The organism is Halomonas sp. BN3-1, assembly GCF_003056325.1.
In the GTDB taxonomy this organism is placed as follows: Bacteria; Pseudomonadota; Gammaproteobacteria; order Pseudomonadales; family Halomonadaceae; genus Halomonas; species Halomonas litopenaei.
In genome coordinates, this window is sequence record NZ_PYVV01000008.1 from 209,432 (window position 1) to 235,303 (window position 25,872).

27 protein-coding genes are annotated in these 25,872 nt (G+C 65.7%); 14 read left to right on the top strand and 13 right to left on the bottom strand.

Annotated features, from left to right (window positions below):
- Window positions 1-4: 4 nt before the first annotated feature.
- Both C9F12_RS12895 and C9F12_RS12900 read right to left on the bottom strand, forming a co-directional pair.
- Complete coding sequence (locus tag C9F12_RS12895) at window positions 5-1,075, bottom strand: DUF2235 domain-containing protein (RefSeq protein WP_108449139.1); 1,071 nt, start codon at window positions 1,073-1,075, stop codon at window positions 5-7.
- Between the two features lie 202 nt (window positions 1,076-1,277).
- Window positions 1,278-2,507 (bottom strand): amino acid deaminase, encoded by a 1,230-nt coding sequence (locus C9F12_RS12900; RefSeq protein ID WP_108449140.1) that lies wholly within the window; start codon window positions 2,505-2,507, stop codon window positions 1,278-1,280.
- Window positions 2,508-2,720: 213 nt separating this feature from the next.
- Here C9F12_RS12900 and C9F12_RS12905 point away from each other — a divergent pair, with 213 nt between their 5' ends.
- From C9F12_RS12905 to C9F12_RS12920, 4 genes are all read left to right on the top strand, one after another.
- The gene (locus tag C9F12_RS12905) at window positions 2,721-3,584 is read left to right on the top strand and encodes a MurR/RpiR family transcriptional regulator (RefSeq protein ID WP_108449141.1); all 864 of its coding nucleotides are present in this window, start codon (window positions 2,721-2,723) and stop codon (window positions 3,582-3,584) included.
- Between the two features lies 1 nt (window position 3,585).
- Entirely contained in the window at window positions 3,586-5,046 is a 1,461-nt protein-coding gene (locus C9F12_RS12910; RefSeq protein ID WP_108449163.1) for a D-aminoacylase, read from the top strand.
- Window positions 5,047-5,085: 39 nt separating this feature from the next.
- Entirely contained in the window at window positions 5,086-5,478 is a 393-nt protein-coding gene (locus C9F12_RS12915; protein ID WP_045995074.1) for a RidA family protein, read from the top strand.
- Between the two features lie 168 nt (window positions 5,479-5,646).
- Window positions 5,647-7,137, top strand: a complete 1,491-nt coding sequence (locus tag C9F12_RS12920; protein WP_108449142.1) for a sodium:solute symporter family protein — start codon at window positions 5,647-5,649, stop codon at window positions 7,135-7,137.
- Window positions 7,138-7,233: 96 nt separating this feature from the next.
- On the opposite strand, the gene C9F12_RS12925 is transcribed toward C9F12_RS12920, so the two are convergent.
- On the bottom strand, window positions 7,234-7,839 hold the full coding sequence (locus C9F12_RS12925) for a cytochrome b/b6 domain-containing protein (RefSeq protein ID WP_108449143.1): 606 nt from the start codon (window positions 7,837-7,839) through the stop codon (window positions 7,234-7,236).
- Between the two features lie 125 nt (window positions 7,840-7,964).
- Between C9F12_RS12925 and C9F12_RS12930 the strand changes: the two genes are divergently transcribed.
- Window positions 7,965-8,354, top strand: coding sequence for an MAPEG family protein (locus tag C9F12_RS12930; RefSeq protein WP_108449144.1), 390 nt, complete (start codon window positions 7,965-7,967; stop codon window positions 8,352-8,354).
- 76 nt (window positions 8,355-8,430) lie between these two features.
- Here C9F12_RS12930 and C9F12_RS12935 read toward each other — a convergent pair whose 3' ends face one another.
- Window positions 8,431-9,015: an NAD(P)H-dependent oxidoreductase gene (locus tag C9F12_RS12935; protein ID WP_108449145.1), complete on the bottom strand. Its 585-nt coding sequence runs from the start codon at window positions 9,013-9,015 to the stop codon at window positions 8,431-8,433.
- A 147-nt stretch (window positions 9,016-9,162) separates the two neighbouring features.
- Between C9F12_RS12935 and C9F12_RS12940 the strand changes: the two genes are divergently transcribed.
- Window positions 9,163-9,501, top strand: a complete 339-nt coding sequence (locus tag C9F12_RS12940) for a hypothetical protein (RefSeq protein ID WP_108449146.1) — start codon at window positions 9,163-9,165, stop codon at window positions 9,499-9,501.
- A 27-nt stretch (window positions 9,502-9,528) separates the two neighbouring features.
- Here the strand turns inward: C9F12_RS12940 and C9F12_RS12945 are convergent, their stop codons facing one another.
- The 3 genes from C9F12_RS12945 to C9F12_RS12955 form a co-directional block, all read right to left on the bottom strand.
- Window positions 9,529-10,467 (bottom strand): pirin family protein, encoded by a 939-nt coding sequence (locus C9F12_RS12945; protein ID WP_108449164.1) that lies wholly within the window; start codon window positions 10,465-10,467, stop codon window positions 9,529-9,531.
- Window positions 10,468-10,568: 101 nt separating this feature from the next.
- Window positions 10,569-11,192, bottom strand: a complete 624-nt coding sequence (gene ycaC, locus C9F12_RS12950) for an isochorismate family cysteine hydrolase YcaC (RefSeq protein WP_108133309.1) — start codon at window positions 11,190-11,192, stop codon at window positions 10,569-10,571.
- 146 nt (window positions 11,193-11,338) lie between these two features.
- On the bottom strand, window positions 11,339-12,208 hold the full coding sequence (locus C9F12_RS12955; protein WP_108449147.1) for a pirin family protein: 870 nt from the start codon (window positions 12,206-12,208) through the stop codon (window positions 11,339-11,341).
- A gap of 152 nt (window positions 12,209-12,360) precedes the next feature.
- Here C9F12_RS12955 and C9F12_RS12960 point away from each other — a divergent pair, with 152 nt between their 5' ends.
- Window positions 12,361-13,278, top strand: coding sequence for a LysR substrate-binding domain-containing protein (locus C9F12_RS12960; RefSeq protein ID WP_108449148.1), 918 nt, complete (start codon window positions 12,361-12,363; stop codon window positions 13,276-13,278).
- 143 nt (window positions 13,279-13,421) lie between these two features.
- Here the strand turns inward: C9F12_RS12960 and C9F12_RS12965 are convergent, their stop codons facing one another.
- Together C9F12_RS12965 and C9F12_RS12970 are read right to left on the bottom strand one after the other, a co-directional pair.
- Complete coding sequence (locus tag C9F12_RS12965) at window positions 13,422-14,930, bottom strand: sodium:alanine symporter family protein (protein WP_108449149.1); 1,509 nt, start codon at window positions 14,928-14,930, stop codon at window positions 13,422-13,424.
- A 216-nt stretch (window positions 14,931-15,146) separates the two neighbouring features.
- Window positions 15,147-15,515, bottom strand: coding sequence for a ribbon-helix-helix domain-containing protein (locus C9F12_RS12970; protein WP_108449150.1), 369 nt, complete (start codon window positions 15,513-15,515; stop codon window positions 15,147-15,149).
- A 213-nt stretch (window positions 15,516-15,728) separates the two neighbouring features.
- Between C9F12_RS12970 and C9F12_RS12975 the strand changes: the two genes are divergently transcribed.
- The 3 genes from C9F12_RS12975 (at window position 15,729) to gloA (ending at window position 18,596) form a co-directional block, all read left to right on the top strand.
- A complete protein-coding gene (locus tag C9F12_RS12975; protein WP_045995064.1) occupies window positions 15,729-16,295 on the top strand; it encodes a tat (twin-arginine translocation) pathway signal sequence in 567 nt (188 codons plus the stop codon).
- A 131-nt stretch (window positions 16,296-16,426) separates the two neighbouring features.
- Window positions 16,427-18,010 carry a GMC family oxidoreductase gene (locus C9F12_RS12980; protein WP_108133313.1) on the top strand — a complete coding sequence of 528 codons (1,584 nt, stop codon included), beginning with the start codon at window positions 16,427-16,429 and terminating at the stop codon, window positions 18,008-18,010.
- Window positions 18,011-18,053: 43 nt separating this feature from the next.
- Window positions 18,054-18,596 (top strand): lactoylglutathione lyase, encoded by a 543-nt coding sequence (gene gloA / locus C9F12_RS12985; protein ID WP_045995063.1) that lies wholly within the window; start codon window positions 18,054-18,056, stop codon window positions 18,594-18,596.
- A 65-nt stretch (window positions 18,597-18,661) separates the two neighbouring features.
- On the opposite strand, the gene C9F12_RS12990 is transcribed toward gloA, so the two are convergent.
- The 3 genes from C9F12_RS12990 to C9F12_RS13000 all read right to left on the bottom strand — a co-directional run bounded on the left by C9F12_RS12990 (window position 18,662) and on the right by C9F12_RS13000 (window position 20,932).
- A complete protein-coding gene (locus tag C9F12_RS12990) occupies window positions 18,662-19,576 on the bottom strand; it encodes a complex I NDUFA9 subunit family protein (RefSeq protein WP_108449151.1) in 915 nt (304 codons plus the stop codon).
- Window positions 19,573-20,253 carry a DsbA family protein gene (locus C9F12_RS12995; RefSeq protein WP_108449152.1) on the bottom strand — a complete coding sequence of 227 codons (681 nt, stop codon included), beginning with the start codon at window positions 20,251-20,253 and terminating at the stop codon, window positions 19,573-19,575. The genes C9F12_RS12990 and C9F12_RS12995 overlap by 4 nt, the downstream gene beginning before the upstream one ends.
- A gap of 190 nt (window positions 20,254-20,443) precedes the next feature.
- Window positions 20,444-20,932, bottom strand: coding sequence for an Lrp/AsnC family transcriptional regulator (locus C9F12_RS13000; protein ID WP_205254686.1), 489 nt, complete (start codon window positions 20,930-20,932; stop codon window positions 20,444-20,446).
- Between the two features lie 164 nt (window positions 20,933-21,096).
- Here C9F12_RS13000 and C9F12_RS13005 point away from each other — a divergent pair, with 164 nt between their 5' ends.
- Window positions 21,097-22,020: a DMT family transporter gene (locus C9F12_RS13005; RefSeq protein ID WP_162816475.1), complete on the top strand. Its 924-nt coding sequence runs from the start codon at window positions 21,097-21,099 to the stop codon at window positions 22,018-22,020.
- 83 nt (window positions 22,021-22,103) lie between these two features.
- On the opposite strand, the gene C9F12_RS13010 is transcribed toward C9F12_RS13005, so the two are convergent.
- Window positions 22,104-23,105, bottom strand: a complete 1,002-nt coding sequence (locus C9F12_RS13010) for an NADP-dependent oxidoreductase (protein ID WP_108449154.1) — start codon at window positions 23,103-23,105, stop codon at window positions 22,104-22,106.
- A 388-nt stretch (window positions 23,106-23,493) separates the two neighbouring features.
- Between C9F12_RS13010 and C9F12_RS13015 the strand changes: the two genes are divergently transcribed.
- The 3 genes from C9F12_RS13015 to C9F12_RS13025 all read left to right on the top strand — a co-directional run.
- Window positions 23,494-24,294, top strand: coding sequence for a FadR/GntR family transcriptional regulator (locus C9F12_RS13015; RefSeq protein ID WP_045995058.1), 801 nt, complete (start codon window positions 23,494-23,496; stop codon window positions 24,292-24,294).
- A 7-nt stretch (window positions 24,295-24,301) separates the two neighbouring features.
- The gene (locus tag C9F12_RS13020) at window positions 24,302-25,342 is read left to right on the top strand and encodes a TRAP transporter substrate-binding protein (RefSeq protein WP_108449155.1); all 1,041 of its coding nucleotides are present in this window, start codon (window positions 24,302-24,304) and stop codon (window positions 25,340-25,342) included.
- Window positions 25,343-25,475: 133 nt separating this feature from the next.
- Window positions 25,476-25,872 (top strand): TRAP transporter small permease subunit (locus C9F12_RS13025; protein ID WP_162816476.1); only part of this gene is annotated, 397 nt, incomplete at its 3' end.

Below are 25,872 nucleotides of genomic sequence, written 5' to 3' on the forward strand. Positions count from 1 at the left end.
GCCCTCACTTGGGGGCTGTCGGTGTCGAGGTGGATGGCGGCGTCGCCGCAAGACGCGGGTGGATAGGGTTGGCGGGGCGATAGCCGGGCAGGGCAAGACGACGGGTGGCGACGCTTGGGTGCAGCGTCTCGTTGCCGAAGGAGGCAAAGCCGATGCGCCGCAGATAGCGCCGGGGCGAGATCAGTCGATAGAGGCGCGAAAGAAACCTCTGGTAGGAGTCGACGATGTCGTCCTCGCGCGGTGGTGAACCAAGCAAGGGGCGGCTGTCAGGCAGCAGCGGCAGCCCCTGTTCGCAGGCGCGGCCCATCATCCAGTCCAGGCTGACGTCCGACAGCACGCGGTCCCGGTAGCCTCCGCCGACGTTGGAGTGGGCGCCGGGAAACCATACCTGTTCGAGAGTGGAAGTGGTGGTCTGCGGCGACCACAGGGTGGGGGCGAAGGCCTTGCGATGCTCGTCGATCGCCAGCGCCTGGTAGGCGTGGCGCACCAGCGGGCTCAGGCGGGTGTCATGGAACTCGAATCGGCGGCGGTTGAAGGCGGCAAAGCTCCTGAGTGGAATCCCCAGGCTGCCCACGGTGTCCCACACACCGATCATGTGGATCTCCGGCACCCAGGCGTAGCGCGAGGCGAAGCGTCGAGCCTCGGCCGATTGCGGGCCACGTCTTCGATCGCGGTAAAGCGCGTAGGCGCGTCCCGCCAACTGCCGGTGTTCGGGGTGCAGCAGACCGCTGGTGTGAAGCATCCCGCTCAGGCTGCGCGCGGTGTAGGCGCCTCGGCTGAAGCCGAACAGAAACAGCCGGTCGTCCGGGCGCAACAGTTCGACCAGCTCGACGTACGCCTCGACCAGAATTTCCGATAGCCCGAGTCCGGTGGCGCCTGCCACCAGGCGGTCGTACCAGTGCAGGTCACTGCCGACGCCATGGTAGTAGCGCTTGACGGTGCCGCCCTCGGCCATGGGATTGTCGGCCACCGCCTGGTAGAGCCGGCTGACGTTGGTGTTGGTGTCACCGTCTTCCAGGTCCATGTCCGGCACCTGCCAGGTGCCATCGAAGAACAGCGCGACATTCTTGGCCATCGGCTTCCCTTGCTGTCAGCCCTCTTGATCCGAGCGATGCCCGGTGGTCGCTGTCAGTGTATGTCGGGGGCGTGGCCAGAAAATTGAGCGCAGAGGCGAAGGGCGTCGATCGGTCGTGCCGTCAGCGCTGCGGCAAAGATTGCAGGAGCGGGGCTGGTGGATGGTTTCCGCCCGCTCCTTGGTCGTTCGCTTGTCAGAGTGTCTAGAAGCGCGTCGCCCAGGTATCGACGACCCTGAGCGCGTCATCGACCAGATGGAGCTGGCGCCACTTGTCGAAGGTCATGCAGGGGTGCGAAGCGCCGAAGGCCAGGACGTCACCGATGCGCACGTCGCGGGCGCTGTCCGGTAGCTGGATAAAGGTGTGCTGATCCATCTGCTTGACGACTTGCCAGCCTTCCACCGACAGCTGCTCGCTGGCCTGTCCGCCTTCGCGATAGCGCCTGAGCACCTCGGGCGCCAGGTCGAAGCCGATATCGCGCTTGCCCAGTGCCACGATGGCCAGCCCCGGCTCGGGCAGCGACTGCACCTGTGCGAACACCTCCAGCGCCGGCTCAAGCCCCTGGTGCAGGTCCTGGCGCCGGGACAGCACGCCGGCCTGGGCCTCGCGGTAGATGCCGTGGTCGTGGACCACGTAGCAGCCCGGGCGCAGCACCGGGGTGAAGCGGCCTTCGAGTCCACCGTCGCGGAATTCTTCTGCGATCAGGTCGTACCAGGCTGAACCCGAGGCTGTGACGATGGGCTTGTCGCGCTCGACCAGGCCTTCGGCGGCCAGTCGCTTGACGCCGTCGACCAGGCGCTGGGCGTAGCGACGGATACCGGCCACCGGATCGTCGCCATGGACCACGCCCTCATACCCCTCCAGACCTGCCAGGGCTATGCCGGGCAGGGTAGCCGCCCGGCGCGCCAGCGCCATTACCTCGTCATCATCGCGAAGTCCGCACCTTCCCCCTTCGACGCCTACCTCGATCAGGATATTCAGGGAGATGCCGGCCGCCCCGAAAAAGGCGCCTAATTGGTCCAGGTTCTCGGCGCTGTCGACGGTGACATAGAGCTCGGCGCCGGCACGGATCAGGCCGGCGGCGATGGCCATGTTGGCCTGACCGACCATCTGGTTGGCCACCAGTAGTCGCTGGGCGCCCTCGGCGAAGGCGGCGCGGCACTGGGGCAGGGTGGCCAGGGTGATGCCCCAGGCGCCGGCCTCTAGCTGCCGCCGGAACAGCGCCGGGGTCATGGTGGTCTTGCCGTGGGGCGCAAGCTCGGCGCCGTGGCGGCGGGCGAAGTCCTGCATCCATGCCAGATTGTGGGCGAGCGGCGCCTGGTGGATCACCGCTGCCGGCAGGCTGACGTCGGCCAGCAGCCGGTCGCCGGTTTCCAGGGTGCCCTTGTGGCAACCCTTGGCATCGAAGGAAGAGGAAGAGGGGGAGTGGGCCATGGAAGTTCTCCTGAAGGCGGAACGCGGCTCATGTTACGCCGCACCAGACGATTGGCAATGTTCGAAGATTGATCTGACTACGACCATTGTCGGAAATTTTCAAAAAACGGTGGATGGTTGTTAGAAACTAACATAGCGTAAGGATACCGCAGATGACGAGGGCCCTGGACAGGCTTCGTGATCTGGCAACGTCGCAACGGAGGGAGGCAAGCCGTGAGTCAACAGATCGATATCCTGTCGCGCATCACCGCGGTGGTTCGCTCCCTGAGCGAGTCGGAGCGCAAGGTGGCGGAGCTGATCTTCGACGACATCGACTTCGTGGCAGAGGCCAGCATCAGCGAGATCGCCCGGCGATCAGGCGTCAGTGACGCCACCGTGACCCGCTTCGCCCGCTCGGTGGACTGCGACAACGTGCGTGACCTCAAGCTGCGCCTGACCCGTGCCCTGGCCGCCGGTCGTCGCTTTATCGAGGACGCCGATCCCGCCCGGGGATCGAGCATCGTCTACGACGTTGCCGCCCAGACCCTGGCGCTCAACCGCGAGTTGCTGTTAGAAGCCGATATCGAAGGCGCGGTGGAGCGACTCGACAATGCCCGCCAGATCCTGACCTTCGGCAGTGGCGGCGGCTCCAGCGTGATGTGCCAGGAGCTGCAGTTTCGCCTGATGCGCCTGGGCTATGCGGTCAGCGCCTATCCTCACGGTCTGCTGCCGAGGATGGTGGCCGCCACCCTGGAGCCCGAGGACGTAGTGGTGGTGCTGTCGGTGTCCGGTTACACCCCGGAGATGGTCGAGTCGGCCCAGATCGCCAGTCAGTACGGGGCCCAGGTGATCGCCATCACCGCCGTGGGGTCTCCGCTTGCCGCCGCCGCCAACGTGGTGCTGCCCATCGCCGCCCGGGAGACCGATTTCATTCTTCACCCTTCGGCGTCGCGCTATGCGTTGATGGCCGCCATCGACGTGCTGGCGCTGGAGCTGGCCATGCGTCATCGCGACCAGGCCCGCACCAAGCTCAGGCGTTTGAAGATTGCACTTGATGACCATCGCGGCGGTGACAATCGCCAGCCGCTGGGAGACTGACATGCACCATGACCTCTTGATTCGTCGCGCCACGCTGCTGGATGGCACCGGCGCAGATCCTCGTATCGCGGATGTCGCGATCAAGGGGGATCGTATCGTGGCGGTGGGGGATCTCGCCGGGCACGAGGCCAGCGAGGTGGTGCAGGCCGAGGGGCTGGTGCTGACCCCGGGATTCATCGACGTTCACACCCACGACGACACCAATGTGGTGCGCACCCCCGAGATGCTGCCGAAGCTGAGCCAGGGGGTGACCACGGTGGTGGTCGGCAACTGCGGCATCAGCGCCTCGCCGGTCACGCTGCGCGGCAGCGAGGTGCCCGATCCGATGAACCTGCTGGGCGACGCCGAGGATTTCGCCTACCCCAGCTTCTCCGCCTACGCCGATGCCGTGGCGACGGCCTGCCCGGCGGTCAATGTGGCGGCACTGGTGGGGCATACCAGCCTGCGCTCACTGGTGATGGATGACTTCGAGCGCCCGGCCCGCGACGACGAGATCGCCGCCATGCGCCTTGCTCTGGAACAGGCGCTGGCCGAAGGGGCCATCGGCATGAGCACCGGGCTTGCCTATCGCAACGCCCGTCAGGCGCCAAGTGCCGAGGTCGGTGCCCTGGTGCGCGCGGTCAGCGAGGCGGGCGGCATCTACACCACCCACCTGCGTGACGAGTTCGCCGGACAGGCCGAGGCGATGGACGAGGCCTTTGCCACCGCCGCCGAGGCCCGTGCACCGCTGGTGATCTCGCACCTGAAGTGCGCCGGTGCCGGTAACTGGGGCCAGGCGCCGCGGGCCCTGGCGCAGTTGACCGACGCCGCCAGCCGCCAGCGTGTTCACTGCGACTGCTACCCCTATACCGCCGGTTCCTCGACCCTGGATCTGGGGCAGGTCACCGACGAGATCGACATCACCATCACCTGGTCGAAGCCGCATCCGGAGCAGGCACGTCGGCCGCTGGCCGACATCGCCGCCGACTGGGGGCTGTCGCTGATGGACGCGGCCAGGCGCCTGCAACCCGCCGGCGCGGTCTATCACAACATGAGCGAGGACGACATGCGCCAGGTGCTGGCGCACCCCTTGACCATGGTCGGCTCCGACGGCCTACCCAATGACCCGCATCCGCACCCGCGCCTGTGGGGCGCCTTTCCCCGCGTGCTGGCACATTACAGCCGCGACCTGGCAGTGATGCCGCCGGCCGAGGCGGTACGCAAGATGACCGGTCTTTCCGCCGCCACCTTTGGCCTGGAAGACCGCGGTGTGATTCGTCCAGGCGCCTTCGCCGATCTGGTCCTTCTGGATCTCGAGCGCCTGGAAGATAGCGCCACCTATGACCAGCCGAAGACGCCCGCCAGCGGCATCCTCCGGGTGCTGGTCAACGGCACGACGGCCTACGCCAACGGTCAGGCGTCGGGCCAACGATCCGGGCGCATGTTGCGCCGAAGCGTGCGCCTCGCGGCCACGCCACTCTAGCCACGTTTATTGCATCAGCCTTTTTCAGGAGACATTGACATGACGATCAAGCGTTATGGCGCCGAAGGCGGCGTCGGTACCGGCGGTCAGAAACTTCCCTTCTCCCGCGCGGTGGAAGCCGGCGGCTGGCTGAAGGTGTCCGGTCAGACCCCGATGACCGATGGAGAAGTGGTGGAAGGTGGCATCGTCGAGCAGAGCCGACTGGCCTTCGAGAATGCCCTGACCATCGCCCGCGAGGCGGGCTACGACATCGAGGACGTGGTCCACGTCACCGCCGTGCTGACCGACTCGCGCTACTTCCAGTCGTTCAACAAGGTGTTCGCCGAGTACTTCAAGGATCACCCGCCGGCGCGCATCTGCAGCGTTCAGGATCTGGTGGTGGACTGCAAGGTCGAGGTGGACCTGACCTGCTACCGCGCCGACCGCGCTTAAACCAGGGATATTGCGTCGAGCGGCAACTCGACCGGGGCAGGGATGCCCGCATCGTAGCGACAGGAAGGCGCCGGATCCCGGCAAGGACCCGACGCCAGGCACAGCAAACGTTCACGTTCACTGTCTCGATCGCGGCAACGACCGAGACGACAAGTATAAGAGGTCTGTATGAACAGTCATCTTTTCCTTGCTACCTTTTGCGTCTACATCGTCCTGATGATCGGCTTCGGCTGGTGGATGTCGCGGAACGATCGCGGCACCGGCGATGACTTCCTCCTTGGCGGGCGCAGCGTACCGATATTCCTGACCATCGGTACCACCGTGGCCACCATGGTGGGAACAGGTTCCAGCATGGGGGCGGTGGGCTTCGGCTACGCCAACGGCTGGGGCGGCGCACTCTATGGTCTGGGTGGTTCGATCGGGGTGCTGCTGCTGGCGCTGTGTTTCGCCGGTGTGCGCCGCTACCGCTTCATGACCATGAGCGAAGAGTTGTCGTTCTACGTCGGGGCCAACCGCCTGGTGCGCAATGTCGTGGCATTGTTCATCTACGTCGCCTGCATCGGCTGGCTCGGCGCCCATATCCTCGGTGGCGGCCTGTATCTGGCGTGGATGGCGGATATCCCCGCCTGGCAGGCCAAGATGGTGGTGGCCCTGGGCTTCGGTGTCTACTGCGTCATCGGCGGCTACATGGCGGTGGTCTGGACCGACACCGTGCAGGCCATCGTGCTGTTTGTCGGCTTCTTTTTGATGGCGGCGGTGGCCGTGGTCGAGGTGGGCGGCTTCTCCGAGATGACCGCCTCCATGGACGCCGCGGCGACCAGCTTCCTGGCCATCGACAAGGTCGGCCTGGTGCCCGCCCTGTCGCTGATCACGGTGATCGCCGTCGGCGTGCTGGCGACCCCGTCCTTCCGCCAGCGCATCTACTCCGGCGCCTCGGTGGGCTCGGTACGCCGCTCCTTCCTGGTGACCGGCTGCCTTTACATGCTGTTCTCCATCGTGCCGGCGATCATCGGCATGGCGACCTACGCCCTCAACCCCAACCTGGAAAACAGCAACTTCGCCTTCCCGTATCTGGCTACTGAGGTGCTGCCGCTGTGGCTGGGCCTGCTGCTGCTGGTGGCCGGTCTGTCGGCGACCATGTCCAGCGCCAGCAGTGACGCCATCGCCGGTGTCACCACCCTGATCCGCGATCTCTACGTGCTGGTCAAGGGCCGCGCGCCTTCGGCCAATAGCGTGGTCATGCTGTCGCGGGTCGGCCTGGTCGGCACCATCAGCCTGGCGCTTGCCTTCGCCCTGACCTCCGACAACGTGATCGCCTACATCACCAAGATGGTGGCGACCGTGCTGGCGGGCATGTTCGTGTGCGGCGTGCTGGGCCGCTTCTGGCCGCGCTACAACTGGCAGGGCGCGATTGCCTCGCTGGTGGTGGCGTCCGCCACCTCGCTGACGGTCATCTCGGTGGAGAGCTGGAGTGAGTACTGGGGCAACCCGAGCATCCCGGCGGTGGGCCTGGCCATGGCCGCCGGTATTGTGGTCAGTCTGTTTACCCCGGCTTCCGAGCTCAGCGAAGACCAGGCACTCGAGCTGATCACCGAAGAGCGCGAGCGCATGGAGGCGGTGCCGGACGTGCCGCTGCGCAAGGGGCCCGCCAAGGCCTGAAGACCGCTCTCCAGGCCGAAGCACAAAAGCCCGCGCAGGTGACTGCGCGGGCTTCTTCGCATGTCTGCCGCGGTGGCGAGGAGCATGGGGCGCCGCTCAACGGCGCAGTGACCATATTCGGCCAAGAGCGCCGTCCTTCAACACAAGATGGTGAAACAGGGCCGCCGCGATGTGGCCACCAAGCAAAAAGGGCAGCAGCAGATCGGCGCCCCAGTCCCGATGGAAGCGGCCAAACGGCTCCATCAGGGTGATCAGCGGTACTTCGAACAAGGCTGCGAGCGACGCCGCCAATGGCAGGCGCTGAAACGCGGGCAGTGTCCACTGGCCCAGCACCCTGAGGTCGAAGCCGGTACCGATATACGCCGCCACGGGCAGCGCCAGGAGCACGGCGAGCAGGCCACGGTGGGCGAGGCGAGTCACTCGTGGCAGACCCAGGGGTGGCGGCTGCGGCAGCCACAGGTGGGCCGCCAGCAGCCCGAGCGACAGCGCCACACTCAAAAGCCCCAGGTTGACGTGGACCACCAGCAGGTACCAGTTGGCCGACTCGAGCTGGGTGGTCGCCCACTTGCGCCCGTAGGCAGTGAGGTAGAGAAGACCGATGGTCAACGCCAGCGAGGCGTGCAGGGCGCGGCTGGTCACGGCATGACGGGCAGGGTGGACATCGGGGGCGTGGGTGACGTCGTGGGCTCGGCTCGCTGGCATGAAGGAAACCTCGGGGATGCGGTATTGCCCGGTGTCAGGCAACTACCGCCATGCTGACGCCTGGCCCTTCGCCTGTCAGCCATTCCCTGTGCCATGCTGGGGGCAATTCGCCCTCGGAGCCTTCCATGTCGATCTTTCTCGTCACCCTCTTTGTTGCCTCCCTGCTGCCGATCCTGCTGGCCTGGATCGGCGCCGCCTGGCGTGTGCGCCAGTTCGGCCACCTGGACAATCGCCACCCACGTGCCCAGCAGGCGCGTCTTGAAGGCGTCGGTGCACGGCTGCAGGCGGCCCAGTCCAACGCCTGGGAGGCGCTGATCGTCTACGCCACCACCGCGGTGGTGGCTATCGGCACCGGGGTGGAGCTTGAAAGCCTCGACGTGCCGGCGCTGGTCTTTCTCACCTCACGCCTGCTCCACCCGCTGGCCTACGCCCTGAACTGGCAGTGGACCCGCTCCCTCGTCTTCGCCATCGGCATGCTGGCGTGTCTGACGATCATGATCGGGGCGCTGTGGTAGCCGCCCCGATGCGGGACTGGTGGCGGGCGGTTGTCAGCCGGCGTTCAGCCCTTTGACCGTCAGGGGCCGACGGCCGTCATTGTGACGACCGCGCCAGGGTAGTGACCAGGCGCTGACAGATGTTGTCCAGCGCCTTGGCCTTGCCTTCGTCGGCCAGGCTGCCGTCTTCATGGAAGGCGCTGCCGGCGCCGCCCACGGCAAGCTGGTCAGGCAGTACCGTGACGCCGATATTGCTCAAGAGCTGACGCAGCAGCGGCAGGGCGCGAAGCCCGCCCAGCCCGCCGGGTGAGGCGCCGACGATGGCCGCCACCTTGTGCTGGTAGGGCTCGAGGGCGCCCAGGTCGCCGTCGGGGCGCGAGACCCAGTCGATGGTGTTCTTCAGAAGCGGTGTGATGAAGCCGTTGTACTCAGGGGAGGCGATGGCGAGACCTTGATGCTCCATGAACATCCGCTTGAGGCGGCTGGCGTGCTCGGGAAGACCCTCGGCGGCCTCCAGGTCACCGTCGTAGATCGGCATGGGAAAGTCACGCAGGTCGACGAAGGTGGCCTGTCCGCCAAGGGCGTCGATGCGTTGTGCCATCAGTCTGGCCAGACGCTTGTTGAAGGAATCTTCCCGGGCGCTGCCGGCAAAGACCAGGATACGGGGGCGGGTATCGCTCATGGGGTTCTCCTGCGGTGTGAACGGAAGCGCAAAAGGGCAAGGCATGGACCAATAGCCAATGGAGCACGCTCTGTCAGCCATTGCCAGCGCCGATCTTGTGCATTCATCCTGCAACATATTGGATCAAGATGGCAGAAGGAGGACGATGTGAAGTACCCCACAACGCCGGATGGGCGCTACTTTGTTGCCCGCAATCGCCTCTGGCGCTGCACCGATCCCGGCCTGGACGAGGACACCCGCAAGCGCCACGTCAAGGCGCTGATGGCGGCCCGACGCGCGGTCAAGGAGGCCAGCAAGGTCGACGATGACGACGCGCTCAAGGCCGCACGCCGTCAGGTCCAGGCGGCCAAGGAGGCGCTGGGCGAGCGTGGTCCGGTGTGGTGGTCCGACGGCGCCGAGGATGAGTCCGGACGCGCACCCCACAACAGCTCTTACGCCGACTGGTGGGCCAGCCTGAACGCGCAGGAGGACAAGGCGCCTGGATGAATGCCTTGCGTGTCAGCGAGGCGGCCTTCAGGAAGACCAGGGCAGCGGTGGCGCCTCCAGGCGTGCTCCCTGCCACTGGGGGATGTCACCAAAGCGCTCGCTGGCGGCTTCCCAGTCGTGCTGGGCCTGGATGATCGCTTCCCGCGAATGGCCAACGAAGTTCCACCAGATCAGGATCTCGTCTTGCACTGGCTCGCCGCCGATCAACAGGATCCGGCTGCCCGCCGACAGCGACATCTCGAGGCTGTCTCGTCCACGCCCCAGATACCCCAGCTCGTCCACCGTGAAGGCCTCGTCATCCAGCTCAAGGCCGCCTTCCAGCACCAGCACGCCGTATTCGAAGTCGGGACGCAGGGGCACCGCCAGCTTCGTGGTGTCACTGGCCTGAACGTCGAGTCCCACCAGCGGCGAAAAGCTCAGGGTGGGGGCGTGATGGCCTTCGGCTTCACCGATCAGCAGGGTGAAGTCGGCGCCGTCGCGGCGCCAGCGCGGCAGCTCGGCGTAGTGATCAAAGCGTGGCGCGGTGTCGGCCTTGTCCTGGGGCAGGGCGATCCATAGCTGGGCGGCGTGCAGGCTGTCGGTTTCCGCCAGGCTCTCTTCGGTATGGCTGATGCCGTGGCCGGCGGTCATCAGGTTGACCTCACCCGGGCGAATCACCTGGTCGCTGCCCAGGCTATCCCGGTGGTGGACCTCGCCGGAGAGCATCCAGGTAAAGGTCTGCAGGCTGGTGTGGGGATGGGGGCCGACCCGCATGGCCTGGCCCTCGCGCAGGATGCTGGGGCCGGCGTGGTCGAGAAAGCACCAGGCGCCGATCAGGCGGCGCTCGCGGGTGGGCAGTACGCGGTGGATCGGCAGGCCGCCGACGTCGGCCTCCCGGGAACCGATGCGCTGGATACAACGGCGTCCATCGACCACCGGGCAGTCCAAAGAAGATGATGGGCGATGGGGCGTTTCGTGCAGGCTCATGGTGGCCTCCTGGGCGGTCATGGCTAGACCTGGTTTGGCTGTACCTGGCTGGGATCGACAGAAAGGGCAAGACCTGGGCGCGGTACGCCCAGGCCTGAAGCTCACCCTTGGGTCTGTTGGGAATAGCTCTGCATCAGGTTGGCGTAGGCCGGCAGGTGGGACGCCAGCAGGCCGCCGAAGCCTTCGATGTCGTTGCGCCAGTCGCGGTGCAGCTCGCAGCCCACCCCGAACCAGGTCATCAACTGGGCGCCGGCCTGGCTCATGCGATCCCAGGCGGCCTCGCGGGTCACCGGGTTGAAGGTGCCGGAGGCGTCGGTGACGACGAAGACGTCGTAGCCGGCCTCGATGGCCGACAGCGCGGGGAAGGCCACGCACACCTCGGTGACCACCCCGGCGATCAGTAGCTGCTTGCGCCCGGTCTTCTCGATGGCGGCGACGAACTCCTCGTTGTCCCAGGCGTTGATCTGGCCGGGGCGGGCGATGTAGGGCGCGGTGGGGAACATCTCCTTGAGTTCGGGGACCATGGGACCGTTGGGTCCGTCCTCGAAGCTGGTGGTCAGGATGGTCGGCAGCTCGAAGAACCTGGCGATATCGGCCAGGGCCAACACGTTGTTCTTGAAGGCGTCGGCGTCGAAGTCTCGTGCTACCGACAAGAGGCCGGCCTGGTGGTCGACCAGCAGCACGGTGACGTCATTCTTGTCGAGACGAACATAGGGGCGAGTCATGGCGATTTCCTGGAGTCAGGGGAAGCCTTCCCTGGAAGAGGTCTCCGGCATCCAGCCTGGAGGTACAGCCCCCGGCGGCGGCTGCCGTCGGGGTGTTTCGCAAGGCGTCGCAGGGCGATAGGAGCAGGTGCCTGGGCGCCGTGGGCTCAGGTATCGAGGCGGCCAAACCGGCCACGTCGAAAGGCGTCGATGGAGGCGTAGATCTCGGCCTCGCTGTTCATCACGAAGGGGCCATGACCCACCACCGGCTCGTCGATCGGTTCACCGGTCAGCACCAGCAGCCGGGCGGCGGTGTTGGCGGCCAGGGCCAGCGTCTCGCCATCGCGGGACAGCTCTACCACGCTGCCACCGCGCACGACCTCCTGATCCTGTACCAGCAGGGTGCCGTCGAGCACTACCAGAAGGCTAGTGTGCCCGTTGGGTAGCGACAAGGTCGTTTCAGCGTCCTCGTTCAATGCCAGTTCCCAGGCGTTGATCGGGGTAAAGGTCCGCGCCGGGCCTCGTGCCTCCAGGTACTCGCCCGCCACCACCCTGAGCTGGCCCGCCTCGCCCGGCAGTGTCACCACCGGGATCTCGTCACGGGTCAGGTTCTGGTAGGTCGCCGGGGTCGTCTTGTGGCGCGCCGGCAGATTGACCCATAGCTGGACCATCTCCAGGTCGCCGCCCTGGCGAGTGAAGTCCTCGGAGTGAAATTCCTCGTGGAGGATGCCGTCGCCGGCGGTCATCCACTGAACGTCGCCCGGCCCGATGGTGCCGCCGCCGCCGGAGGAATCGCGGTGGCTGACCTCGCCACGATGCACGAAGGTCACCGTCTCGAAGCCCCGATGGGGGTGCACGCCAACGCCACGCTTTTGCTCGCTGGGCGCGAAGTGGTGAGGCCCGGCGTGGTCCAGCAGCAGAAAGGGGCTGATGCGCTCGGCGCCAAGGCGGTCGTAGCTGAACAGCGAGCGCACCGGGAAGCCGTCGCCCACCCAGTGACCGCGAGGGGCAGCGTGTACGGCGTTGATGGTCTTCATGGGACACCTCCTGTCATGGAAGGATCGCTGGCGATCCGCAATGGTGACAGCATAGAATCGAGACGATGGAGGCGGTAGTAGGCAAAATTCGGACGCATCGTTGCATATGTGGAACGATGGTGCGCTCAATCACCCTCGACAGGACCCGAGCCGTGCAGGATCTCAATGACTTCTTCTATTTCGTCAAGGTGGTGGACCACGGCGGTTTTGCTCCGGCGGGCCGCGCCCTGGGGCTGCCCAAGTCACGGCTCAGCCGACGTATCGCGGCGCTGGAGGCACGCCTCGATACCCGCCTGATTCAGCGTTCCACCCGTCAGTTTGTGGTCACGGAACTGGGCCAGGCCTTCTATCAGCACTGCCAGGCCATGCTGTGGCAGGCCGAGGCGGCGGTGGAGGTGGTCGAGCGCCACCAGGCCGAACCGCGCGGGCGCATTCGCCTGAGCTGTCCGCCGAGCCTTCTCGCCACCTTGTTCACGCCGCTGTTTTCCGAGTTCCTGCGTCGCTGCCCCCGCATCGACCTGGACGTGGTGGCGACCAGTCGCCGCGTCGACGTGGTGCGAGAAGGCTTCGACCTGGCGATCCGGGTACGCTATCCGCCGCTGGAAGACAGCGAACTGGTGATGCGCAGGCTATCGCGCAGCCCCCAGCGGCTGCTGGCATCACCGGATCTTGTGGCGCGCCTGGGGATGCCGGAAGCGCCGCAAGCCTTGAGCGATTGGCCCAGTCTCGACTTCGAGGAACCGGACCGGCGCCATCGCTGGCGCCTGGACGGTCCCGGCGGCGAGGAGCGAATCATCGAGCATCGGCCTCGGCTGGTGACCGACGACGTGGGGCTCTTGCACCGGGCGGGGCTCGATGGCCAGGGGGTGGCACGCTTGCCGTTGGTGGCCGCGGGCGCCGATCTGTGCGCCGGGCGTCTGGTGGACGTGTTGCCGGGCTGGGAGCCTCGGGCCGGACTGATCCACGCGGTCTACCCCAGCCGCCGCGGACAGTTACCGTCGGTACGGGCACTGCTCGACTTTCTCGACGGTGCCCTGGACGAGGACGACGCGCCGCTGCCCAGGGCGTAGGGACGATCGGGGCGCAACGGTGCCTGGCCTGACGAGACGGCCCGTGTCCGGCCGTCGGAAACGACAACGCCACGGCATGGGCCGTGGCGTTGTTGGTGCCGGGGCTCAAGCGGCCCCTGCGGTCTTGCTGGTCCAGCGCCTGATCAGGCGTCCTTTCCGCTGCCCTTGGGCGCTTCAGAGGATGAGGCCTGCGAGGCCTTGTTGCTCAAGCTCGGCCAGGCGCTTGGGTCCACCTTGCCCTTGAGCTTGGGGAACTCGTCCGGGTTGAAGGTCGGCTCCTGGCCGGCCTTGAGCTGACGCTCGTAGTCGCGGAACAGGGCGAAGGCCAGCGGCGAGAGCAGCAGGATGGCGGTCAGGTTGATCAGTGCCATCATGCCCATGGACAGGTCGGCGAAGTTCCAGATGGTGCCGAGCTGGGCGATCGAGCCGATCATGATCATCGCCAGCACCGCCAGGCGATAGATGAACACCGCGCCCGCAGAGCGACGCGAGCCCGCCAGGTACTCGATGTTGGATTCACCGTAGGAGTAGTTGGCGATCAGCGAGGTGAAGGCGAACAGCAGGATGGCGATGGCCACGAACATGCCGCCCCAGTCACCCACGTGCTCGGACAGCGCGACCTGGGTCAGCTGGATGCCGTTGGGCGCGTCACCGCTCTGCAGCGCCGGCTCCGACAGGATGATCACCGCGGCGGTGGCGGTACAGATCACCAGGGTGTCGAAGAACACGCCGAGCATCTGGATAAAGCCCTGGGCCGCCGGATGGTTCGGTCGGGTGCTGGCGGTGGCGGCCACGTTCGGGGCGGAACCCATGCCGGCCTCGTTGGAGAACAGGCCGCGCTTGATGCCCTGCATCATGGCCTGGGCCACGGCGTAGCCCACTGCACCGCCGGCGGCTTCTTCGAGGCCAAAGGCACTGTTGAAGATCAACGCGATGGCGCTCGGCAGCTCATCGATATTCAGCGCCACCACCACCAGAGCGAGGATCAGGTAGAGCAGTGCCATCAGCGGCACGATCAGCTCCGCCACCTTGGCGATGGAGCGCAGGCCGCCGAAGATGATCGGGGTAACCCCCACCAGCAGGGCGATGCCGACGATCCAGGTCGGGATGTTGAATGCCTGCTCCATGGCCTGGGCGATGGAGTTGGCCTGGACGCTGTTGAAGGCGAGACCGAAGGCGATGATCAAACAGATCGAGAAGGCGACCGCCATCCAGCGCTGACCGAGCCCGCGCTCGATGTAGCGGGCCGGGCCGCCGCGGAAGGTCTTGTCGCCGTGGTCGACCTTGTAGGCCTGGGCCAGGGTGGACTCGACGAAGCTGGTGGCCATGCCGACCAGCGCGGTCATCCACATCCAGAAGATGGCGCCGGGGCCGCCCAGATAGATGGCCACGGCGACACCCGCCAGATTGCCGGTACCCACACGGGCCGCCAGGCTGGTGGACAGGGCCTGGAAGGAGGAAATGCCCTCGCCGCCATCACGGGATCCCTTGAGCAGGGCGAACATATGGCCGAAGAAGCGGAACTGGATGCCGCGGGTCATGACGGTGAAGTAGAGACCGGCGCCGATCAACAGGTAAACGAGCAGTTTACCCCAGATCAGGCCGTTGCCGACGGAGACGGCATCGTTGAACCAGGTGGCGATGGAATCCATGTCAAATTGTCCATTGGGTAGGAATGCGGAGGCCATTCTTCACGAATTGCCGCGTATGACAAGGAGCGTAGAGAAAAGATTGAGATAAGGCGTAGTTTTCGAGAAAAAAGATATAGACTTTAGTCGCATCAAGAAAGGTGCTGTTCTCAATGGCGCCTCAGGCCAGACATGTGAGGCCGAACGAGGTGTCGGTGAGCCCCTTTACCCGGCGCCGTTTCAGTTTATGCCCAGCGATGCCCGAGACAGGCGTTCGACAGCGGGTTGGGCGGCATTCTGTTGGGCGACATTCTGTTGGGCAGCACTCCCCTGGACGACATTACCCTGAATGGCATTCTGCTGGTGGACAGCGCAGGCCACCCGCAACAGCGATGCCAGATTGGGCACCTCACCACGGATCTCGATCACCTCCTGATGCAGCTCGCTGATGAACTGAACCGTGGTCAGATTCTGGCCGGCGGCGATCTCGTTGAGGATATCCCAGAACTCGTTTTCCAGTCTGACGCTGGTCACCGAGCCCTGCAGGCGGATGGAACGGGTGGTGCACTCGTACTTGGCAGGGTCGGTGGAGGCGTACATATGGCACATGGCGTGGTCCTCTCGCTGGCGTCCGGTCGTTATCGATGATGCCGTCTTCTGACCCTGCCTGGCTCTTGCGTCAAGGAGCATTAGACCATGGTCGACGTAGTACCCCAGTGTTACCCGCCGTAGGCGGAGGCGACATAGGCTTTGGAGAGACGCAGTGTCGCATGTGGCGCTTGTCGAATCTGAATTCTACGGCCTGGGGCAAGGAGTCCTGCTATGAAGGGTAGCGCTTTTTCTCGTCGTGTCTTTCTCAAGGCCAGCGGTGGTGTGCTGATGGGCACACTGGCGATGGCCTCCGGTCCCATCGCCCTGCTGGCGCCCAGTCGTAGCTGGGCCATGTCCCTTGAAACCCTGACCAGTCGCCAGGGCCAGGTGCTGCTGGCGATGACGCGTCACATCTTCCCTCACCCAGACCTTGAAGACGCGGTCTACGCCCTCGTGGTCAAGAGTCTGGACACCAAGGCCGCCGATCCCCAGGTCGCGGCCCTGGTAGCCGAAGGTATCGATGTGCTCGACCGTGAGGCGGGTGGTGATTGGCTATCGCTGTCGCCGAGCGAGCGTTTCGCCTTGCTGGAAGCGCGGGCCGGCTCGCCATTCTTCGAACTGGTGCGCGGCGACGCCGTCGTCTCGCTCTATGACAACGATCTGGCCTACGCCCACTTCGGCTACGAGGGTGAGGCGGGCAATCCCGGCTACCTGACCAAGGGCTTCAATGACCTGGACTGGCTGCCGGATCCGCCCCGGCCCGAGGGCGGCTACCTGCCCCATGAAGTACCGGGCTGACGCTGTCGCGGCGGGTGAGGCGAGCGTCGGTGACCGCTGGCGACAGCCACGGACAACAACAGCCAGCTACAGACAACAACAGACAACAACAGACAACAACTAACAATACGGACCGATGAGGAGACGTCGTCATGGCCATGACCGACAGTCAGAAGACCTTTGCGCTGGACGATGACAGTGTGGTGGTAGTGATCGGCTCGGGGGCCGGTGGAGGCACCCTGGCGAACGAACTGGCCCAGCAGGGCATCGACGTGGTGGTACTGGAAGCGGGCAAGCTGCACACCACCTCGGACTTTCTGGCCGACGAGTGGGGCGCCTTCAACCAGCTTTCCTGGCTGGACCCGAGGACCACCTCGGGAAGCTGGCGGCTGGCACGGGACTTTCCCAATCTGCCGGCCTGGATCGTCAAGTCGGTGGGCGGCACCACGGTGCACTGGGCCGGTGCCAGCCTGCGCATCCAGCCCCACGAGTTCGAGGCCCTGAGTCACTATGGCGCGGTGGACGGCGCTGACCTGCTCGACTGGCCGCTGTCCTACGAGGAACTGGCACCCTGGTACGATCGTGCCGAGGCGCGCATGGGGGTGACCCGCACCCACGACAACAAGGGGCTGCCGGGCAACAACAATTTCAAGGTGATGTACGCCGGGGCGCAGAAGCTCGGCTATTCCTGCAACACCGGCCATATGGCCATCAACAGCGAGATCCGCGATGGCCGGGCGCCCTGCCAGCAGCGCGGCTTCTGCTTCCAGGGCTGCAAGACCCAGGCCAAGTGGTCGACGCTCTATACCGAGCTGCCCAGAGGCATCGCCACGGGACACCTGGAGTTGCGGCCCGAGTCGCATGTGGCGCGTATCGAGCATGACGACGAGGGTCGTGCCAAGGCGGTGGTCTACTTTGATAGCGAGGGCCGCGAACAGCGACAGAAGGCCCGGGTGGTGGCGGTGGCCGGCAATTCCATCGAGACGCCGCGGCTGTTGTTGAATTCCACGAGCAGTCGTTTCCCCAAGGGGCTTGCCAATGGGGCAGACAAGGTCGGACGCTACTACATGCGCCATATGACGGGGTCGGTCTACGCCACCTTCGACGAGCCGGTGCACATGTATCGCGGCACCACCATGGCCGGCATCATCTCCGATGAGGCGCGCCATGATCCGTCGCGGGGCTTTGTCGGTGGCTACGAGATGGAGACGCTGTCGCTGGGGCTGCCGTTCATGGCTGCCTTCCTCGATCCCGGCGCCTGGGGCGAGCGTTTCGCCGGCGCGATGGACCAGTATGATCATATGGCCGGGATGTGGCTGGTGGGGGAGGATCTGCCCCAGGCCAGCAACCGCATCACCCTGAACCCGGAGGTGACCGATCGTTTCGGCCTGCCGGTGGCCAACGTGCACTACGACGATCACCCCAACGACGTGGCCATGAGGCAGCACGGGTATCAGCAGGGCAAGGCGCTGTACGAATCGGTGGGGGCGCGGGATGTCTACGAGGTGCCGCCCTATCCCTCGACCCACAACCTGGGTACCTGCCGCATGAGCGAGCGCCCCGAGGACGGCGTCTGCAACGGCTACGGCCAGACCCATGAGGTGGCGAACCTGTTCATCTCCGATGGCAGTCAGTTCACCACCTCGGCGTCGGAAAACCCGACCCTGACCATCGTCTCGCTGGCCCTGCGTCAGGCAGAATATATCGCGCAGCAGATGGCCGAGCAGGCGATCTGACGACCCCTGAACGACAATCGACCCCTCATCCAAGGAGACCGAGATGCACGACAATTTCCAAGGCGAACAGCACCCCGGCGTGGAGCCGGCCCCCGAGGCCACGCGCGGTTTTCGCCTCAATCACAGCATGCTGAGGGTCAAGGATCCCGAGGTGTCCCTGGCGTTCTATTCACGGGTCTTCGGCATGAGCGTGCTGAGGCGCCTGGACTTCGAGGAAATGCAGTTCTCGCTGTACTTTCTCGCCAACCTCGAGGCGGATGATCAGGTTCCCGAGGACGCCGCTGCCCGCTCCACCTGGACCTTTCAGCAGCGCGGACTGCTCGAGTTTACCCACAACTGGGGCAGCGAGGAGCAGGAAGGGCGGATCTACCACGACGGCAACGCCGAGCCCCAGGGCTTTGGTCATATCTGCTTTGCGGTGCCGGATCTGCACGCGGCGGTGGCCTGGTTCGATGAAAACGACGTCGAGTTCATCAAGCGCCCCGAGCAGGGCAAGCTGAAGGACGTGGTCTTCGTCAAGGACCCGGACGGCTACTGGATCGAGGTGGTGCAGCCGAGCCTGATGGCGAACATGGGCGACGCCTGAAGCGGTTATCTAACGCCAAGTCCCGGCGGCATCGGGTCGGGGCCATCGCGGCCCGTCCGTCGGACTCAGCCCGCCTGCGTTGGCAGGCAGTGCGGCAGGCTGTCACGCAGGCTGCGCGGATTGAGGCCCAGGTCGGCGAAGCTGCCGACGCCGTTGGCGACCAGGTTGTCCTCGCTGATCAGCCACAGGGTATCGCGGGTCAGCGGCGGCGAGGGCAAGGGCGAAAGGGCCAGTGCCAGGGCGTGCCACAGGGGCAGGGGGACCTTGATGAACCTGGGCTCTCTGCCGAGGTGTCGCGCCACCCGGGTGACCAGATCGCGGTAGCGCAGCGGGTCGGGCCCGCCCAGTTCGTAAAGCGCCCTGGGCAGGCTCGCCCGGGTGGCCAGGCGTGCCAGGGCGCTGGCCAGATCACCCACGTGGAGCGGTTGCAGGCGCATCTCTCCGGCGCCAAACAGCGGCACCAGCGGCATTTTTGCCAGCCTTGCCAGGGTCGCCACCAGGCCTGACTGCTGGCCATAGAGGGCGCTGGGGCGAACGATGACCGCGCGAGGTATCTCGCCCATCACCGCCTGTTCGCCTCTCGCCCTGGCGCGCACGTAGGGCGAGGGCGAATCGAGCCGGGCGCCGATGCCGGACAGCAGCACATAGCGATCGATGCCCGCCTCCCGGGCGAGTCGCGCCAGCCTGGCGGCGCCCTCGATATGCACCTGCTCGAAGCTGCGCTTGCCACTCTCGCGGTAGAGGCTGACCGCATTGATCACCGCGCTGGCCCCCTCAAGGGCCGCCTTGAGGCTCTCCGGATCCTCGATATCCGCCTGGATCGCCTCGACCGGATCGCCGTCTTCCACCTCTTCCGGAAGTCTCGGGTGGCGGGCCACCACGCGGACCGCATGGCCCGCGAAGTAGAGCTCGCGCACCACGGCAGCACCGACAAGGCCGGTGCCACCGATCACCACCACCGGACGCGTGCGGTTATTCATGACGTCCTTTTGCCCTCATGCTGGCGCAGGGCATCCTGCAGGCGTTCCACCGCCAGAAAGAGCTGGCGCCTGGGTTGGGCGCCGGACAGGATGCCGGCGAGTTCGCCGTCGACCAGAAAGCGCAGCGCCGGAACGCCGTGAACCCCCAGCGCCTGACCTTCCTCGCGGGAAGCTTGTACCGCCTCGCGGTCTTCACCGGCGGCAAGACTCGCCTCGAGTGCCGCGCCGTCTAGCCCCAGTTGATTGGCGATCTCGGCCAGGGCGCCGGGATCCGACAGGTCCAGGCTATCTTCGAAGAAGCCGCTGAACAGGGCCTTTCGCAGCGCAGCGACCTGGCTGGCTGACGGGGTGTCGCGATAGCGGCGCTCGGCCCAGGCCAGCGTTTCCAGAGCCAGACGCGAGCGTGGCTGGATGTTCGGCTGGCGCATGCTCAGACCTCGCTCCTGAGCCATCGGCAGCACCGCGTCTCGCCACAGCTCGTTCAGGTAGTCGCAGTGGGGGTCGAGGGCAGGTTCCGGCTCGGGGCGCAGCTCGAAGGGGCGCCAGACGATGCGGATGTCATGACCAAACCTGTCTTCCAGCGCCTCCAGTTCGGGCAACTCCAGGTAGCAGAACGGGCAGCGCAGATCGCTGAAGACCTCCAGGGTCAGGCGTGGGGGAGCGGGCGGGGTCGGCATGCAACTCTCCTGGGTGGCGGTACGTGGGCCCGGACGGCAACAATATCGACCCTAGCTTGACGATTGATGACGCCGAAGTGAAGCGCCGACGTCAGCTAGGCTCGATGCTGGCGAAGCTGCGTCAGCCTTGATCACCGGCTGAGGTGACGTCTGCCTGGTGGGGCTGTGCAGCGGATCCTCGTGCGGAGCCTTACGAATCGTCGTCAGGCGGACGGGCGTCGCGCAGATCCAGGGCGCCGGCGCGCTTGACGGCACGGATGGCAAAGCTCGAATCCACGGTATTGACCATGGGCAGGGTCTGCAGCTGTCGCACCCAGCGCTCGTAGCCTTTCAGGTCGGCGCTGACGATCTGCAGCAGATAGTCGAAGGCACCGGACACGGTGTGGCACTCGATGACTTCGGGCATGTCTGCCACGGCGGCTTCGAAGGCTTCCACCAGGGCGTCCTGGTGGCGGCTGAGCTTGACGTGGACGAACACCGTCAGCCCCAGCCCCAGGCGTTCGCGGTCCAGCTCGGCGCGGTAGCGCTGGATCAGCCGCTGTTGCTCCAGCCGGCGTATGCGCCTGGCGCAGGGTGACGGCGACAGCCCCACCCGCTCGGCCAGTTGGTGGCTGGTGAGTCGTGCATCCTGCTGGAGCAGGGCGAGCAGATGGCGATCGATACGGTCCAGTTTTTTCAACGGATTGGCTCAATCTTGCGGGTCGAAGAAAAATATTGGCATGTCCTGCCAATATGGGTCCAGCGCGTCGGAGTCTTTGCCTGCATTTGCCCGACCGTTGGCGGCAGACTGAGGGTCAGCAGGGTGCTGGTTCAGGCGCCCGTCGAACCTCACGGAGTCCCGTCATGTCGTCTTCCTTGACCCAGGTGGCACCGCTTGTCGCCTCTCCCCGGCGCGCCCTGTTGGGGGTCGCCGCTGCGCTGGGGGCGGTGCTGATCTGGTCGTGCTACTTCCTGTCGCTTCGCCAAGGGGCGCTGTCACCGCTGGGAACGCTCGACCTGACCCTGTTTCGCTACGCCGTGCCTGGCCTGGCGCTGTTGCCGTTGGCGCTGCGTCGGCGCCAGCGTCTGCTGGCGGTCAACCCGGTGTGGCTGGTCGGCATGATGGCAGGCGCCGGCATTCCCTTCTTCCTGCTGGGGGCGGTGGGCATGGGGCTGGCCCCGGTGGCCCACGGCAGCACCCTGATACCCGGGGCAGCGCCGCTGTTCGTCAGTACCCTGGCGGTTTGGGTCTTCGCTCAGCCGTTGTCGCGGGGGCGTGCCGCCGGACTGGTCGCTATTGGACTCGGCGTCGTCTGTCTGCTGGCGTCCGGGGGACAGGGCTCGCAGAGCCTGCTGCTGGGGCAGGGCATGTTCCTGCTGTCCAGCGTGATGTGGGCGGTGTTCACGCTCAGCGTGCGTCAGAGCGGTCTGTCGGCGCTCGAGGCCACGGCGGTGGTCACGGTGCCCAGTGGACTGGTCATTGTGCTGACGGTGATCGGGCTCGAGGCGAGCGGGGCGGGGGGGCTGTCCCTGCATCTGGTGCCCACGAAGGAGTGGCTGGTGCAGTTGGTGGTGCAGGGCATCCTGGTGGGGCTGGGGTCTGGCCTGCTGATGGGCATCGCGATTCGACGGCTGGGGGCCGAGGCGACCTCGGCGCTGGGCTCGCTTACCCCGGTGGCGGCCACGGCGCTGGCCTGGTGGGCGCTGGACGAGACGATCGGCGGGGTCACGGCGGTGGGCATGCTGATGGTGGTGTCCGGCGTGATGATTGCCAGCCGTGGCCGTTGATGGCGCGCCTGTCGTTCGAGGCAGCGCTGAACCACAGACACCGCCCGTAGGCGGTGTCTGGGTCAATCGTCCAGCAAGGGCAATCAGCCCAGGCGCACCAGCATCTTGCCGGTGTTGGCCCCCTTGAACAGGTCGAGGAAGGCTTCCGGCGTGGCCTCGAGGCCCTCGCGCACGGTCTCCTGGTAGTCGATCTCTCCGGCCGCGACCTTGGGACCGACGTCCTTGAGAAAGGCCGGGTAGTTGTCCCAGTGCTCGAACACGATAAAGCCCTGCATACGCGCTCGGCGAATCAGGATCATCGCCAGGTTGGCCGGTCCCGGTGCCGGGCCTTCATCGTTGTAGCGGGAAATCATGCCGCACACGGCGATGCGGGCGCCGACCCTAAGGTTGTTCAGCGCAGCTTCCAGGCAGACACCGCCGACGTTCTCGTAGTAGACATCGAAACCGTCCGGGCAGGCCTTGGCCAGATCCTCGCTGAGGGTGGCGGCGTCCTTGTCGCGGTAGTCCACCGCGATCACGCCCTGGGACTCGAGCCAGTCGCGCTTCTTCTGGCTGCCGGCCAGGCCGACCACAACACCACCCTTGGCCTTCGCCAGCTGTACCGCCAGAGAGCCCACCGCGCCACTGGCGGCGCTGACCAGCACATTGTCACCCTGCTGCATCTCGGCGATGGCATTCAGGCCGGTCCAGGCGGTCATCCCCGGCATGCCCAGCACGCCCAGGTAGGTCTGTTCCGGCACGTCCAGATCGGGCAGGGCGGTCACGCCGTCGGCGGGCAGTTGGGCCACGTCTCGCCAGCCACCCATATGGCTGACCTTGTCACCCACCTTGAAACGATCGTCACGGGATTCAATGACCTCGCCGACGGCGGCTCCTTCCAGCGGTGCCTCGAGCTCGAAGGGTTCGATATAGGTGGTGACACCGCTCATGCGCCCACGCATGTAGGGGTCCACCGACAGCCAGCGATTGCGGATGCGCACTTCACCGTCAGCCAGCGCCGGCAGGTCCTGCTGCTTTAGCTTGAAGACGTCCTGGCTGGGGGTGCCGGTGGGATACTCGCTGATGGTGTAGTAGTTCGACTGCATCATGCCTCCTTTGCGTGATGAACCGGAAGTCGATTGGCTGTCGTTCCGGAGAGTGCGAAGCGTGGCCGAGTGTCACTCGGAATCACGCCTCGCTCCGTGATCATCGATAGGTGTACGGTCGCCACAATAGACCAGTCGGTCTGTTTCGTAAAGGGGGCGATTGTCTTCCTGGGTCCGAGGTCTATCCACTACGACTGTGCCGAATCAGCGAGGTTCCCCGAGGAGCGCCATGGGCAGGGCGTGGCGGCAGGGCGCTACCCAATCATGACTAAAGTCTAAAGGCGTTTGAAACACGTTTTCGTCAAGCTATGTCGGACATAGCGTGTAGCACCGTCCGACACACGGCGCTACATGTCCGATTTCTCTCGTTCCCTGTATGGATGGCGCCATGTCGGCAAGTTCCACTTCCACGCGTCGCGCGCGCCCGGACATCGCCGATGCCCTGGCCGAGGCGATCTTCGCCGGTGAGTATGCGCCGGGGGACTTCCTGCCCAGGGAAGTGGATCTGTGCGAGCGCTTCGAAGTCAGCCGCTCCACCGTGCGCAGTGCGCTGCAGGTGCTGGTGGCGGCGGGCATGATCACGCGGATCTCGGGCCAGGGATCTCGGGTTCAACCACTGGAGGGCTGGCACCTGCTGGACCCCAGGGTCAGCGGCTGGCTGGCGCGCTTTGCCCATCCCAATCCGGTGATCCAGCGCGAAGTCTTCGCCTTTCGCGTGGCGGTGGAGCCCTTTGTCGCCCGTCTCGCCGCCGAGCACGCCACTGCCGCCGATCTGCTGGCCATCGAGACGGCCTATGAAGGCATGATCGAAGCGCTGGCCAACGATGATCTACGCTTTGATGGCAAGAGCCACGACGAGTATGACGTGGCCTTTCACGAGGCGATCTTTACCGCATCGCACAATCTGGTGTGGGCCCAGATCAGCCACGTTCTCAAACCCGCCATCGCGCTGCTGGTGGAACGCTCCAACCACAGCGCCGACAGGCTCAACGACAGCATGGATCGTCACCGCCGGGTGATGGAGGCGATCCGGCTTCGCCAGCCGCAGGAAGCCGCCCGAGCGGCTCTCGCGGTACTGGAGCGCACCGGGCAGGACCTGGGTCTCGAAGGGGTGACAAGGTCGCCCGCCACGATCGAGACCACCTTCGACGCTCCCGAATTCCCTGCAACTCGCCAACAAGAAGGATGAGATTCCCATGATGGCAAGCACCAAGCTCAAGTTCTCTGGTTCCGCGCTCACGACGTTGGGCGCGGCGATCCTCGCGGCAACGGCGACCTCTGCCCAGGCGGCCGAGTACGAGTGGACCTTCCAGACCTCCGAGACTGCGGGTGAGCCGCAGTTCGAGATGAAGAAGGCCTGGGCCGACAACGTCGAGACCATGTCCAACGGCCGCATCTCCATCGAGATCCTGCCGGTCAACGCCGTGGTCCAGGCCAACCAGACCCTGCAGGCCGTGCAGTCCGGCATTCTTCAGGGCCACCTGACCGACCCCAGCTACTTCACCGGCCAGAACCCGGCCTTCGGCATGATCGGCAACCTGGTAGGCGCCTGGAGCGATCCCTACGACTTCCTCGACTACATGAACAACGCCGGTGGCGAAGAGCTCTACAACAAGCTGGTCGAACCCTACGGCGTCCACCTGATCGGCGCCGCCGCCACCGGCCTCGAGTCGCTGCCGTCGACCAAGCCGGTGCGCTCCATCGACGACATGCAGGGCCTCAAGCTGCGTGCACCCGAGGGCATGGTCTACAACATCTTCGAGGCCGCCGGCGCGACTCCGGTCAACCTGCCGGGCTCCGAGGTCTATACCGGCCTCGAGAAGGGCGTCATCGACGCCGCCGACTACACCGTGTTCGCCACCAACCAGGCCCAGGGGCTGCACGAGTTCGCGCCGTACCCGCTGTACCCGGGCTTCCACTCGCTGCCGATGGTGGCGGTGTCACTCAACAAGGACGTCTGGGACAGCCTCTCCGATGACTTGAAGGGCATCCTCGAGACCTCGGTCGACGCCCTGGCCTACGAGATGGTGGCCGAGCTCAAGACCCGCGACATGGAAGCCGTGCGCGAGGCTCGCCAGAACCCGGATATCGAGATCATCGACCTGCCGCAGGAGGAGCGCGTGGCGTTCCGCAATATCGCCAAGCAGGAGTGGGAGAACTGGGCCGAGAAGAACGAGATCACCCAGGAATTCTACGAGTCCGTGGTGGCCTACCTCGAGAACCACAACCTGCTGTGAGCCTCGCTGGCGTGTGCCAGTGGAATCCGGGGCGGTGCCGAGGCACCGCCCCCTCCTTTTCATCTTGCGATGCCCGCGCCCGTTGGGGCGATAGATCACGGGCGTCGCGATACATCAATGTCGAGGATGTCTCATGAGTGACGAGACACGTGCAGGGCCTGGGCCCGACCCATCACCCGATCCGTCAACGGACAAGACGCCCGAGCGTGCCCCCGATGTGGTGCGCAGTCGGTTCGACCGTGGCGTGGTCCGGGTGGCCCAGTTCGCCGCCTGGCTGGTGTTCATCGCCATGGCCATCAGCGTCTATGAGGTGATCATGCGCTACGGCTTTGGCGCGCCCACCTCCTGGGTCCACGAGACCGTGGTCATGCTGGTGGCGGTCAGCTTCTGTCTCGGCGGCCCGGCCGCGCTGGCCTCCAACCGCCATATCCGGGTCAAGGTGCTCTACGACGCCGTGGGCCCGAGGTTCCGGCTGTGGCTCGACCGCTTCAATGACCTGGTCACCTTCGGCTTCTGTCTGGGCATGACCT